The organism is Enterococcus sp. AZ163 (assembly GCF_050498925.1).
GTDB classification, from domain to species: Bacteria; Bacillota; Bacilli; order Lactobacillales; family Enterococcaceae; genus Enterococcus_A; species Enterococcus_A ferrettii.
The window spans coordinates 124,813-139,014 of the sequence record NZ_JBIPAO010000003.1 but is presented as its reverse complement, the minus strand read 5'-3'; the positions used below and the strand labels follow the sequence as shown (position 1 = coordinate 139,014).

Below are 14,202 nucleotides of genomic sequence, written 5' to 3'. Positions count from 1 at the left end.
TTAATTATAGAATATGCGCTTAGAATACGCAATATCTTTTAAAAAAATAATTAATCTGAATCGTTTTATTTATTGTTGGAAAAAGAAGAAATAAAGAATGGCAGTAGAACAGGGTTCTCTATTTACCGTCAAAAATTCCGTCATTCTATAGAAAGGAAATTATTTATGCGCAGAGGAGAAAATATCTATCGAAGAAAGGACAAACGTTGGGAAGGGCGTTATTCTGTTGGCAAAAAAGCGAATGGAAAACGGAAATACCGCTCGGTATACGGCAAATCCCTTCAAGAAGTCCGCCAGAAATTGTATCCATTGAAGCTAAAGTATCAATTGATCCAGGAAACCCAGGGAGGAGCGTGCATCCTATTAGAAGAATGGGGACAGCGCTGGCTCTATGAGGCAGAAGAGCACGTGAAGCAATCAACCCATGCCAACTACAAGCACAAATTAACGCATTACGTCTTGCCGGTGATTGGCAACTATGCGCTGAATGAACTGGATGAAGCAGCTGGTTTAGAGCTGCTGGAATCATTAAAAGCACAGGAACTTAAGGATTCGACGATTCAAGTCATTTTCCGAATTGTCAATCAGTGCATTCATTCTGCCATTACCAAAAATCTTTTGAAGTCTGCTCCCTTTGCTTCAGTAAAATTGCCAAAGGCAGTTAAAAATAAGCATCAGGCCTTAACAAAAAAAGAACAAAAGGCATTAGAGACCGTTGCCTTAACAGAAAAGACCAGTAAAGGATTGCCAATACTTCTGGCCTTGCATGCCGGCTTACGCATTGGCGAAGCCTCGGCGTTGGCTTGGCAGGACATTGATTTTGATGACAATACTATTCACGTCCATTCAACCTTTCAACGTGTCTTTTGTGTTTTAGACAAGGAGAGTAAAACAGAGCTGATTCATACCAGCTCCAAAACAGAAGCTTCTGCCCGTTACATTCCTATGAGTGGTCTGTTGCGAGAATTATTGTTGAAGCATCAAGCAGACTCAACTGGGGAATTTGTCTTTTCAACCAAAGAAAACCCGGCAGAGCCGCGTCTATTGACCTATCACTTTCATAAGCTGCGGAGTAAAGCCAAGCTGGAACATATCCATTTCCATCAGCTGCGCCATACGTTTGCGACCCGCTGCATCGAGAGCAAAGGGGATATCAAGAGTGTTAGCCAGCTCATGGGCCACAGCTCAGCGAAGTTAACGTTAGACACCTATACTGATTCGATGCTGGAGCAACGAATCAAGGTGGTCAAACAGATGGAACGAGCCATCAGCTAATAGCTTACAAAAAGTAAGTATTTTAGTTATCGGGCAACTCTTTTTTCATTTTTAAAGAAAACGCTTACTTTGTTGGGTGTAGATGTCTGTCTCACTAAAACGTGTTTCCCTGAAGAATCGTTTCAAGGATCAACGCAGTAAATTGAAAAATTTATCCGAAATATTCTCTCATTATTTATTAATTTTTCTTCATTTTATTTTTCACAAACTTTTTAAACCGTCAAAGACCGTCAATTGGCGGTTTTTTATTGTCTTCATAGGATTGTTCGCTGGTTCTCTTGGTCTTGTTAAAACCAAGAAATAAATTTCATGAGTTAAGAGGGGCAATCAGTGACTAAATGAATCGATTTTTCCAATTAAAAATGGCGTTAAAGCAATTGATGCGACCATTTTTCTTTATTTATTTCATCGTTAAGTAGTAATAAATTAAGTTGTTACAGATAGTCAGGAGGGAACAAAATGGAGATTCACAGACGCCACCCGCTAGTGGAAGCATTTCATTACGATCGCATCCAAGAAGATACAGAGGAACAGCTCCTCAATCTAAGTATTCTTCCTTTGGAAACGGAACATCCAGAATCACAAGAACACCACACAAGTACAGTGGGCACCCGATTAGATTTCTCATTAACGGTTAAGAAATTTAAGATTTCAGGCGGCATCACTCAAATTAATCACATAAAAAATAAACAGGTTGAAACCCAGGAAGACCTGACCGAGGCTGAAATTGCGGAATTAGCCACCCCCTTATTAGCGCTTGTGCAACGGTTAACGTACGAAGTCAGTGAAATTGCCTTAAATGAGCCAGGGACTTCGTTAGATTTTACTCAAGTCGGTAATCCAGATTTACCTATAAATAAGTTAAGTATATAGAAAGCACCCTGGTTGTTCAAGCAACCAATGGAGATGGATAGGAGAGGAAAGAGTTGAAAAGAAGGCAAAGGTATCAGCGAATGTGGGAACAGGAAGTCTTTCGATCACGTAGTAAACATCCGACACTAAGGAAAGGGATTATTGGAACCACAACCTTGTTGGGGTCAGCTTCAATTGCCATAAACAGCACCTCTGTGTTGGCTCATGCGGCGGAAGGCACCCTTTCAACGGAGAATACGATCAGCGGGAAAGCAGCGTCGACCAGTGAGTCGGTAGTAGTTGAACAGCCAACCATTTCCTCAGCTGCTCCAACGGAGACAAAGGAAGATTCCAAACCTGTAAATGAGGAAACGGTCATTGCTCCTTCTGATGGAGGATCAGTTAAAGAGGAAGAAAACGTGTTAGCGCCTGATTCGGAAGACGAGGAGGAGACTGAATCAGTACCTACTCCTATCCCTGATCCAGACGACCCAGAAGAAAAACCGGCTCCTACCCCTAAACCGGAAGAGAAGCCAGATCCAAAGCCTGAACCAGAAAAACCAAAGCCGGAGCCTGAACAGGAAATCTCGGCACCAGAACCGTCCAAACCAGTTGAACCAGAAAAAGAGACCCCCACTCCTCAATCTGAGTTTGAAGTCATTTACGTGCAACAGCCTGCACAACAACCGGTCCAAGAGCCAGTAACTGAACCGATTGTTGTGCACTCCCCAGAAAATATCGTGCCCGTTGGTCCGCAACAAACTACTGCTAGTCATGGTTCAATCAAATTTGATCGGAACTTAACGACGACAGAATTTATTGAAGAAATTGGCGAACCGGCACGAAAGATTGGGCAAGAACAGGAACTTTATGCGTCGGTCATGATTGCTCAAGCCATTTTAGAATCCGGTTCGGGCGGCAGTCAATTGGCACAAGCACCGAACTATAACTTATTTGGAATTAAGGGAGCACACGAAGGCAAGAGCGTTAGTTTCGCCACGCAAGAAGATACGGGTGGTGGCAACATGACCACGATCCAAGCCAGCTTCAGAGCCTATGACGATTACGAAGATTGCTTTGAAGATTATGCGAAATTGTTGAAAGAAGGGATTTCTGGTAATCAAGATTTTTATAAGGGTGCTTGGAAAACGACTACTGAAAATTATGAAGAAGCGACAGCATTCTTAACAGGCAAGTATGCCACGGATACTTCTTACAACAAGAAACTAAATGGCTTAATCGAAACCTATAACTTAACGCAATACGATCAGCCGAAAGAGGAATCTGAAGCCACCAATCAAGTGGCTTCATCAGGTTATTTACTACCATTGAATGATTTCGTTGTATCAAGTCCATTCGGAATGCGCGGCAGTGAATTTCACCGAGGTATTGACTTAGCCGCTGGTGAAGGCATGCCAATCTTTGCTAGTAAAGCAGGAAAAGTTTTGGTTGCAGAGTACCACTACTCTTGGGGCAATTACGTCGTGATTCAACACGACAATGGAGAAACAACCTTGTATGCCCATCAACGCAACTTCGCAGTCAATGCCGGAGAGCGGGTCGAACAAGGACAAACGATTGGCTTTGTTGGTTCAACCGGTAACAGTACCGGCAGCCATTTGCACTTTGAATTGTGCTTAGATTCAACCTTAGCGGTGGAGCGGCTGGTTGATCCAGCAACAGTGTTGTTTTAGGAGGGGGAGTTCCATGAAATTCGATTCAGAAAAGATTAAAAAAACCACGTTTCCAGTGGCATCCTTTTCCGGTTACCGGAAATATGATGTCGACGATTTCCTGCACTATGTCGCCAAAGATTATCGGCGCTTTGAACAGGACAAGGAAGACCTGCAAGAAGATATCGAAATGATCACTGTTCGGCAGAAGAAGCAGGAAGACGAGTTCAGTAAAGAACGTTCGCGCTATGTCATCGAGCTGCACGAACAAAAACAGCGAACGGAAGAGCTGGAAGGACGTTTGAAACAATTAGCTTGGGAAAAAGAACAAGAAGCGACCAAGCAGCCCAGCAGTACCTTCCAAGAGGCCATCCTAATTTCGCAGGAAACAGCGTTAGAAATTGAACGCAGTGCCGAACAAGAAGGGGCTAAGATCATTGAAGAGGCCCATGTTGAACGCGGCCGCATTATCAAAGAAGCCAAAGAAGAGAAGACGAACCTTTTAAAGCAAGCCGAAACCAGTCGTCGAGCGATCCAGCAACAAGCCAATCAGGTCTTGGCTGCAGCCGAACAACGGAAGCAGGAAATAGAGGCCCATTGCCAACAAGAATTAGTGAAGCTAGAACAAGAAAAGGAAATGATGCTGCAACAGACCAAGCATGAGTTAAGTCTACTAGCAGAAGAGATGGCGCAAACCAAACAAGCAATCGGCGCAGCCAAGCGGGAAGAAATCAACTTCCGCGATACGCTGATCTACGATTATAAAGCCGCATTAGCCAAAATCAACGATGTGAAATGGCAAAACTGGGCAGGAACCTTTGATGACAAGCTGCACCAAATCCAAGCGTAGAGAGGAAACAAGTCAATGAATTTTGAAGCAATTGAACTGCGCAAGCTCACCTTTAAGAAGAATGCTTTAGGCGGCTTTCGGCAGAGTGATGTCAATGATTTTTTGCGAAACGTGGCCGATGACTATGAGACCTATGACGAACGGATACGTCGCCTGATTGAAGAAAAGGAAAAACTAGAGACCAAGCTAACGTCAAAACAAGCTGGACAAAACCGTTTGACTACCCAACAAGAAACGGAAAAGAACGACTTGTTGCAGAAGATTCAGCAGTTAGAAGCGACACTGAATCAATTAAGAGCACAAAAAGCCGAGTGGGACCAATTCAAGCAACTGCATCTAGACTACCAAGACATCACCAAGATGAAGCGAATTGCCCAACAAACACTGGAAGCAGCTGAGAAAGCAGCCAATAAACTACTGGAAGAAGCCGAACGGAAAAAGACCAGTATTTTAACCACCGCTCAGCAACAAAAGCAGACGTTGTTAACCGAAGCGGAACAACAACAACAAGCCCTGATGAACCAAGCCGAAGAAGAGCGCCTGCAAAACCTCTTCAGCAGCAAGCTGGAAATCAGTGCCCTGCAAAAAGAGCAGGAGCAATGGGCGGCAGAGTTAACGGCCCAACAACACCTGTTGGAGAGGAAACAGCACGACTTGTTGCAGCTGAAGGCCTCGATCCATGACGAGATTCTGACTTTCGCTGGAATGATGACCGCTGCCAGACAGGAAATTAGTCAAGAATACACGGCAAGCATTGAAGCATTAACAAAGAAAAATGAAACAGTCCGAAAGGGAACACAAGCCAGACAACCATCCACCACGCAGGTGTTGGAACGGGAGAAAGAGGTCATGTAAGTGAAGAATGAAGAGCCGCGACTCACGTCCATCTATGATCCTTTTGTGCTGCGCTACCTGATGCTAGGGGAAACTTTCACTCATAAGGTCGTGTCTCTCTATGACTTTAAAGAATACAAGACCTTGAAGGAAATCCTCCTACTGGCCGATCGAATGAAGGAGTTGAGGCAATGATGACACAACTACTTCAAACAGCATGGCTTTCTTCTATGGATAGTGCTGTGGGGGCTGGCGGATTTAATTTTAAGCGAATCCTGATTGCCCTCACGTTTACCATGATGGCTGTACGGTATTTACAAAATCGGTACAAGCATCGGCAAATTACCGCAGAAGAAGAGAATCAACGGATTGAAGCCATCTACGAAAAGGATGAGAACGGCTTGTATCCTTGGGAAGCCGATACAGATGACAGCCCGCTGCGTGTGACACCAGAGAGTAAACCAATCGTGAACAGATGGGGACCCAAGCGCGGCCGATGGCGTTAAACATCGGTAAGAGATTGTTGGAGAAGGGAACGTTTTTGAGTGGAGCAGCAAGTAACCAAATTGGAAAAGTTAATCAAACAAGTGCCGATTGAGACAGCAGAACGACTGGTATTTTTATCGGTTTCTAAAGGGAATAATCGCGCCAAAGTAAAAAATATCCGCACAGCACGTTTAGAGGACTGCCTGGAGTGGCTAAGAAAAGAACTAAAGAAAGCGAAAGACAAGCAGACCTACATCCGAGTAGATGTAGTCAAAACAATCGAGGAATGCACATATTTAGAACTCATGCGCAAGCTGTCAGTCGTCACCCGCAACAATTACTTTCGGTCGGGTATTGCCTTTGACAAGAAATTCAATACGGCTTTTCTAGCAGAAGAATTGATGGGCAATGCCTTGATCAAGCCTTCAGCCAATCATCGGGTGGGCTTTAATGCACCTGAATTGTCCTTTGATCAAAAGAATATCGACAGCTACATGAAGAAAAAATATGGACAGACACTAAAGAACAAAATCGCTCAGCGGAAATTCTATGTGTTCGATACGCAAGGGCATTACTTGGAAAATGGCGAGTGGCTAACCTTAGCCACCCAGCAGGAGCAGGCCGGAATGCGAACCGTCGATTATCAAACACTGCCGCCGGCTATTGATGAGGCAATAACCCAAGGAGCCGCTTTCTTACAGCGACAAATACAGGATTCCGGCCAGTTCATTTATGGCTACTATCCCACTTATGATTATAAGCTGACCGGGTACAATTCCGTTCGGCATTTCTCTAGTTTGTATGCTTTGTTGGAAGCGCAGGAATATCTGAAACAAACCGAAGAGTTGAAGGCCACGGAACAAGGATTGGATTGGGGATTAGCTAATCTAACGATTCAAACAGAAGATGCCTTATACATTAAGGAAAAAGCGGGCTCAGGGATCTCTGTAAAATTAGGTGCCCAAGCCTTAGCTGTCTTGGCTTTAGCGAAGTTCCAAGTGATTACTGGCAATACCAAATATGAAGCCGCGATCAATCAACTGATTTTAGGGATGGAACGGCACTTTGTCGATGAAAAAGGTGAAACCACCCATATCTTAAATGAGAATCTTGAGACCAAGAAGAAATTCAATATTATTTACTACGATGGCGAAGCAGTTTTTAGTATTTTACGAGGGTATGCGATCACTAAGAATCCACAACACTTGGAACTAGCGAAAAAACTGTTTGATCGCTTTGTAGCGAAGAACTATGAACGCTACCACGATCATTGGTTGAGCTACGCCACGAACGAAATTTTGTTGTACTTGAAAGACAAAAAATATTATGAGTTTGGTTTAAAGAATGCCTTTGAGAATTTAAGTTTCATTGAGCATCGGGATACCGCGTATCCAACCTTATTGGAACTATTAATGGCAGCCATCAAAACGACGGATCAGTTAAAAGCATCCGATGACTATAAAAAAGGGCAATTCACTGAATTTGTCTCGAAAACGGATTTCTGGCGCTTGCAACAAGTTGCTATTAAGCGAGCGGTAATCGAAATCGAAAAAGGCGTCATGCATCCCGAAATGGCGTTATTCATGAAACGACCAGATAAGATTGTGAATGGTTTTTATACCAGACACGATAAATTCCGCATGCGGATTGATGATCAGGAACACTTCTTAAGTGGACTGATCAATTTCTATACCTATTTTTACACGGAGTAAATAAGAATCAAAGGGGAAATTAGCAAAAAGGGGAGTTGCAAAACGTATGAGTAGAAGAAGAAAAATGGTGTACCGGCATGAACCAATCAAGAAATACCGGATGCACAAGGTTAAGAAGAATTGGGTAGTTAAAGGCGGCGTTGCTGGGGCAATGCTGGTTGGTACAGTGGCAAGTCCAGCAAGCAATCTGTTGGCTCATGCCGCAGAAAATGAAGTAGTGGATGCCACTGGTGAAGGAGTAGGAACGGTTGCCAGTAGTGATCCAGTGGAGGAAGTCGCGCAACAGAGTAATGAGGTTGTTGCAGCAGGAACGGATATGCCTCAACGACCACAACCAAGAGCTACGGAGAATCCGGATGGGACGAAAACTTGGGTAGTAAATGAAGATGCTGGAATAAGTATTGATAAAGATACAGTACATCGAGTTGATAAAGATGGTAATCCTGTAACATCTAGTTATTCAAGTCAGGCCATGCATAGTGGTATTAGCTTCATAATGAATTTAAATAGTGAACTAGCAAAGCCCAAAAATGGGGATAAAATAATCATACCTATAACTTCTGATAGAAGTGATTTGCCTATGGCTAAAGGTCAAGGGGCATTTGCAAGAACCAATGGTACAATTCCCGGACTTGGAACAATTGAGTATGAATCTGATGATGTCGGGTTTGTAATTACTGTAACTTCCGATATGGATCAAGAGAGTGGTGAGAAGGAGTTTGCAATCTCCTTACCTGGACAAGTTGATAGTTACACTGGTCTCGGACAGGGATTTGTTATTTATTACAGTGCGGAATTGAAGAAAGCTATTTATAACCCAATAAATATCTTTTTCGGAGGTCAGTTGTTGGAAACAGTCACAACTTCGGCAGCTGTGACTGTTTATCCAGAAACAACTACAGGATATACATTAAGTTCCAATTTTGTTACTGCTCCAAATGTTTTAATCGGCAGTTATCTCTATATTAATAATAATAAAACGGGAAGCTCACTACAAGAAAAAGAGCCAAAGGATGTTCCCGAAAATATAGTTCAGTTACAAAAAATTGAAATAGAGTCTACTTCAGCTATTGCTTCATATACTGGTGAAGATCCAAATGAAATTCTTTTGGGAAATGCCTACGTGGTGATGCCTGTACCAGACGAATCAGGGGCTCAGTATTTTATGGCAACAACCTACACAACGGAATTCAACTTTGTAGAAGTTCCTGTAAATTCAACTGAGACACAAATAATGGAAATTCTTGAGAAAGCAGGTGCCAATACCTATACGGTGGTAAGGCAAAGTGACAATACTTTTATAACTGCTAGAAACATTGGTACAGGTGCGAATGGAGCCAAACTTACTGATTCACGTGAATTTAAAGAAAGCGGAGCAAGAACTCCTGCTGAATATTTTAATTTAATATATGGGATAAGTTACACACCGGAATTCGAAGCCAAAGTGAACTCGACCTATAGCACTGTACCTACGAGCACTACCCAGCGATTTGAGTTCACACTTGAAGATGATTCTGTACCTCATATGATGACTGTAGTTTATAGGGACTCAGTTAATGGTGTATCCACTCCGTCTAAAATAGGTTCACAACCAAATATTGTAACAGTAAGAGAGCAGAGCTCCTTAGTAGCAAACTATGAAACAGAAGACGGCAGCCTTGCTGATGTATCTGAAGCGATAGCTAGTGGATTCCCAGATGTAACCGCAGCTATTACACCAAAAGAAATCGCAGGATATGAGTTTGTAGAAGTAAAAGAGGTTCCGACAGGTTTTGTTGATAATGAAGACGGAACTTATACGTATACATTTGTCGAAGATACAAATGAAGAAGTTACTTTCATTTATCGAGCATTGGAACGAAAAGTCAAGGTAGTGGATTATTTAGTTGATGCTGAAGGGCAAAAAACTCAGTTAGATGAAAGAGATATGAAAGGGACAACAGGTAGTTCCTTAGTTATTACAGCTAGCAATCATAGAAATGATGGGTATGTTCTAACCAATCAAAGTGCTATGAATTTCTATACTGTAACTGGTGAAGAAGAACAAACAGTTGAATATCATTATAAGCAGGTTGGAATGTGGGATTATGATACTTCAGCATATAAAGGTTCAGGAGATTTATCTGCTTTAGCAGATGCCCGCTACACAGTCAATGCTAATTTAACAACAGTTGCCAATCTAACTGTGAGTGGTGTGCCTGCTGGTTATCATCTAGTTGGACCGAATGGAACTATTCATCAAAATGGTGCCACCATAACACCTGCTGATGCGACAGAAGATACGGTATTAACATTAACACCTAATAGCGCAACACTTGATTACACCTTTGAAGATAGTAGTGGAGGAGAGTTAAGTCCGGCAATTAATGTCAATGCTGCTGTTGGAGATGAGATTACTGACAGAGCAACAGTAATTGAAGGGTACTATCTAGATAAAACAACCATTACTGGATTTGATACCAGTGAAGAAAGTTTAGGGAAAATTGATTCTGGTGGTGCAGCCACGGTTGTATATACCTATAAAGAGATGGGTAGCTATACTTTTGTGGATGAAAATGGTTCTAAAATTCAAGAATCAATTAAGTATGAGAATCACCAAACAGATCCAACACAAAGAAATCCAGATCAGATTATTCCATATGTAGAGGGTTACACACCGGTAGATGGTGGTGGCACCCCACTGGAATGGTTTGATCAAACGGATGAAACCAAAGGGTACAAAGCTCCAGAGGTAAGTGCGCTAGATGAAGATATGGAAATAAAATTTGAACAAAGTGACGATGATAGCGATTCAGACTCAGACAGTGACTCAGATTCAGACAGCGATTCGGACTCGGATAGCGACTCAGATTCAGATAGCGATTCGGACTCAGATAGTGACTCAGATTCAGACAGTGATTCGGACTCGGATAGCGATTCAGATTCGGACAGCGATTCAGACTCAGATAGTGACACGGACTCGGATAGCGACACGGACTCGGATAGTGACTCAGATTCAGATAGCGACTCAGATTCGGATAGTGATTCAGACTCGGATAGCGACTCAGATTCAGATAGCGACTCAGATTCAGACAGCGATTCAGACTCAGATAGCGACTCAGATTCGGATAGTGACTCGGATTCAGACAGCGACTCAGACTCAGACAGTGACTCAGATTCAGACAGCGACTCAGACTCAGACAGTGACTCAGACTCAGATAGTGATTCGGACTCAGATTCGGACAGCGACTCAGATTCAGATAGCGACTCGGATTCAGACAGTGACTCAGACTCAGATAGTGATTCGGACTCAGATTCGGACAGCGATTCAGACTCAGATAGCGACTCGGATTCGGACAGCGACTCAGATTCAGACAGCGATTCAGACTCAGATAGCGACTCAGATTCAGACAGCGATTCGGACTCAGATAGCGACTCAGACTCAGATAGTGATTCGGACTCAGATAGCGACTCAGATTCGGATAGTGACTCGGATTCAGACAGTGACTCAGACTCAGATAGTGATTCAGACTCAGATAGCGATTCAGACTCAGATAGTGATTCGGACTCAGATAGCGATTCAGACTCAGATAGTGATTCGGACTCAGATAGCGATTCGGACTCGGATAGCGACTCAGATTCAGACAGCGATTCGGACTCGGATAGCGACTCAGATTCAGACAGCGATTCAGACTCGGATAGCGACTCAGATTCAGACAGTGACTCAGACTCAGATAGTGATTCGGACTCAGATAGCGACTCAGATTCAGACAGCGATTCGGACTCGGATAGCGACTCAGATTCAGACAGCGATTCGGACTCAGATAGCGATTCAGATTCAGACAGCGATTCGGACTCGGATAGTGATTCAGATTCGGATAGCGATTCAGACTCGGATAGCGACTCAGATTCAGACAGCGATTCGGACTCGGATAGCGACTCAGATTCAGACAGCGATTCAGACTCAGATAGCGACTCAGATTCAGATAGTGACTCGGATTCAGACAGTGACTCAGACTCAGATAGCGATTCGGACTCGGATAGCGACTCAGATTCAGACAGCGATTCAGACTCGGATAGCGATTCAGACTCAGATAGCGACTCAGATTCGGATAGTGACTCAGACTCCGACAGTGACTCAGATTCAGATAGCGATTCAGACTCGGATAGTGACTCAGATTCAGATAGCGATTCGGACTCGGATAGTGATTCGGATTCAGACAGTGACTCAGACTCGGATAGTGACTCGGATTCAGACAGTGACTCAGACTCAGATAGCGATTCAGATTCGGACAGCGATTCGGATTCGGACAGCGATTCAGACTCAGATAGCGACTCAGATTCAGACAGCGATTCGGACTCAGATAGCGACTCAGATTCAGACAGCGATTCAGACTCAGATAGCGACTCAGATTCAGACAGCGATTCAGACTCAGATAGCGATTCGGACTCAGATAGTGACTCAGACTCAGACAGCGATTCAGACTCAGATAGCGACTCAGATTCAGACAGCGATTCAGACTCAGATAGCGACTCAGATTCAGACAGCGATTCAGACTCAGATAGCGACTCAGACTCGGATAGTGACTCAGATTCAGACTCGGATAGTGACTCAGATTCGGACAGCGATTCAGACTCGGATAGTGACTCAGATTCGGATAGCGATTCAGACTCGGATAGTGACTCGGATTCGGATAGTGACTCGGATTCAGATAGTGACTCAGACTCAGATAGCGACTCAGATTCAGACAGCGATTCGGACTCGGATAGCGACTCAGATTCGGATAGCGACTCAGATTCAGACAGCGATTCGGACTCGGATAGCGACTCAGACTCAGATAGTGACTCGGATTCAGATAGTGACTCGGATTCAGATAGCGATTCAGATTCAGACAGTGATTCGGACTCGGATAGCGACTCAGATTCAGACAGCGATTCAGACTCGGATAGCGACTCAGATTCAGACAGTGATTCGGACTCAGATAGCGACTCGGATTCGGATAGCGACTCAGACTCAGACTCGGATAGCGACTCAGATTCAGACAGTGATTCGGACTCAGATAGCGACTCAGATTCAGACAGCGATTCAGATTCGGACAGTGATTCGGACTCGGATAGCGACTCGGATTCGGATAGCGACTCAGACTCAGATAGTGACTCGGATTCAGATAGCGACTCAGATTCAGACAGCGACTCGGATTCGGATAGCGACTCAGATTCAGACAGCGATTCAGACTCGGATAGCGACTCAGATTCAGACAGTGATTCGGACTCAGATAGCGACTCGGATTCGGATAGCGACTCAGACTCAGACTCGGATAGCGACTCAGATTCAGACAGTGATTCGGACTCAGATAGCGACTCAGATTCAGACAGCGATTCAGATTCGGACAGTGATTCGGACTCGGATAGCGACTCGGATTCGGATAGCGACTCAGACTCAGATAGTGACTCGGATTCAGATAGCGACTCAGATTCAGACAGCGACTCGGATTCGGATAGCGACTCAGACTCAGATAGTGACTCGGATTCAGACAGTGATTCGGACTCAGATAGCGACTCAGATTCGGACGCTGATTATGATCATTGGATTGTCAACCCGCCAACATTAAATCCTAATAAAGGTGGAGATACCGTTATTTCTGGAAATATACCAAGTCAGAATATGGATTACGATCGGACGTACACAGTTGACATATATGTCAATGGCCAGTTGATTGTTGGTGGAGTAGCCGTGGATTCTGAGGGGAATTTCTTCTATGATTTAGCTGAAATTGCAAATGAATACGCAAGACTGACTGGAAAAGTACTTGAAGAAGGCGATGTCGTGACCGCTATAGTCAAAGGGCATCAAGAAGGAAAAGAAGATAAAGAAAGCCAAACTGCGAGTACAGTGGTTCAAGGTGACTCAGATAGTGACTCAGACTCGGATAGCGACTCAGACTCAGATAGCGATTCGGACTCGGATAGCGATTCAGACTCGGATAGCGATTCGGACTCAGATAGCGACTCAGATTCAGACAGCGATTCAGATTCAGACAGTGACTCGGATTCGGATAGCGATTCGGACTCGGATAGTGATTCAGATTCGGACAGCGATTCGGACTCGGATAGCGACTCAGATTCAGACAGCGACTCGGACTCGGATAGCGACTCAGATTCAGACAGCGACTCGGACTCAGATAGCGACTCAGATTCAGACAGCGACTCGGACTCGGATAGCGACTCAGATTCAGACAGCGATTCGGACTCAGATAGCGACTCAGATTCAGACAGTGATTCAGATTCCGATAAACCTAAAACACTTCCAGGTACAGGGACAAGCGGGTCGTCAGGCACTTCCTTGAGCAAGAAATCACTTCCTAGTACGGGTACAGAAGAAAGCCAGCTGCTTTATTCTGTTGCTGGATTGGGAATGGTTGGATTAGGTCTTACTTTCTATGAGGTTTCAAAGAAAAAGAAAAGAAGAAATGAAAAACCAGAATAAGTAAGTAGCTAATGGAACCATTTTGTGAGGGCGCACAAGTAAAGCAAGTGAATT

Annotated in this window: 9 protein-coding genes; all 9 read left to right on the top strand. The window is 44.0% G+C overall.

Annotated features, from left to right (window positions below; all coding sequences use genetic code 11):
- Nucleotides 1–165 precede the first annotated feature (165 nt).
- The 9 genes from IGI46_RS22230 (at nt 166) to IGI46_RS22190 (ending at nt 14,148) form a co-directional block, all read left to right on the top strand.
- Nucleotides 166–1,275, top strand: a complete 1,110-nt coding sequence (locus IGI46_RS22230; protein ID WP_429974303.1) for a tyrosine-type recombinase/integrase — start codon at nt 166–168, stop codon at nt 1,273–1,275.
- A 459-nt stretch (nt 1,276–1,734) separates the two neighbouring features.
- Nucleotides 1,735–2,148 carry a DUF1149 family protein gene (locus IGI46_RS22225; protein ID WP_429974302.1) on the top strand — a complete coding sequence of 138 codons (414 nt, stop codon included), beginning with the start codon at nt 1,735–1,737 and terminating at the stop codon, nt 2,146–2,148.
- A 53-nt stretch (nt 2,149–2,201) separates the two neighbouring features.
- Complete coding sequence (locus IGI46_RS22220) at nt 2,202–3,821, top strand: glucosaminidase domain-containing protein (RefSeq protein ID WP_429974301.1); 1,620 nt, start codon at nt 2,202–2,204, stop codon at nt 3,819–3,821.
- A 13-nt stretch (nt 3,822–3,834) separates the two neighbouring features.
- Nucleotides 3,835–4,650 (top strand): DivIVA domain-containing protein, encoded by an 816-nt coding sequence (locus IGI46_RS22215; protein ID WP_429974300.1) that lies wholly within the window; start codon nt 3,835–3,837, stop codon nt 4,648–4,650.
- Nucleotides 4,651–4,665: 15 nt separating this feature from the next.
- Entirely contained in the window at nt 4,666–5,505 is an 840-nt protein-coding gene (locus IGI46_RS22210) for a DivIVA domain-containing protein (RefSeq protein WP_429974299.1), read from the top strand.
- Nucleotides 5,506–5,679 (top strand): hypothetical protein, encoded by a 174-nt coding sequence (locus IGI46_RS22205; protein ID WP_429965679.1) that lies wholly within the window; start codon nt 5,506–5,508, stop codon nt 5,677–5,679. It begins immediately after the preceding gene.
- Nucleotides 5,676–5,990 carry a hypothetical protein gene (locus tag IGI46_RS22200; protein ID WP_429965680.1) on the top strand — a complete coding sequence of 105 codons (315 nt, stop codon included), beginning with the start codon at nt 5,676–5,678 and terminating at the stop codon, nt 5,988–5,990. Before IGI46_RS22205 ends, IGI46_RS22200 begins: the two co-directional genes overlap by 4 nt.
- Nucleotides 5,991–6,029: 39 nt before the next feature.
- On the top strand, nt 6,030–7,682 hold the full coding sequence (locus IGI46_RS22195; protein ID WP_429974298.1) for a hypothetical protein: 1,653 nt from the start codon (nt 6,030–6,032) through the stop codon (nt 7,680–7,682).
- Between the two features lie 46 nt (nt 7,683–7,728).
- Nucleotides 7,729–14,148 carry a MucBP domain-containing protein gene (locus IGI46_RS22190; RefSeq protein ID WP_429974297.1) on the top strand — a complete coding sequence of 2,140 codons (6,420 nt, stop codon included), beginning with the start codon at nt 7,729–7,731 and terminating at the stop codon, nt 14,146–14,148.
- Nucleotides 14,149–14,202 lie beyond the last annotated feature (54 nt).

Bases quoted from the DNA above. Each gene is read 5' to 3' on its own strand.
- IGI46_RS22200 (WP_429965680.1), top strand. From the start codon at position 5,676: ATGATGACACAACTACTTCAAACAGCATGGCTTTCTTCTATGGATAGT.
- IGI46_RS22230 (WP_429974303.1), top strand. From the start codon at position 166: ATGCGCAGAGGAGAAAATATCTATCGAAGAAAGGACAAACGTTGGGAA.
- IGI46_RS22225 (WP_429974302.1), top strand. From the start codon at position 1,735: ATGGAGATTCACAGACGCCACCCGCTAGTGGAAGCATTTCATTACGAT.
- IGI46_RS22215 (WP_429974300.1), top strand. From the start codon at position 3,835: ATGAAATTCGATTCAGAAAAGATTAAAAAAACCACGTTTCCAGTGGCA.
- IGI46_RS22210 (WP_429974299.1), top strand. From the start codon at position 4,666: ATGAATTTTGAAGCAATTGAACTGCGCAAGCTCACCTTTAAGAAGAAT.
- IGI46_RS22190 (WP_429974297.1), top strand. From the start codon at position 7,729: ATGAGTAGAAGAAGAAAAATGGTGTACCGGCATGAACCAATCAAGAAA.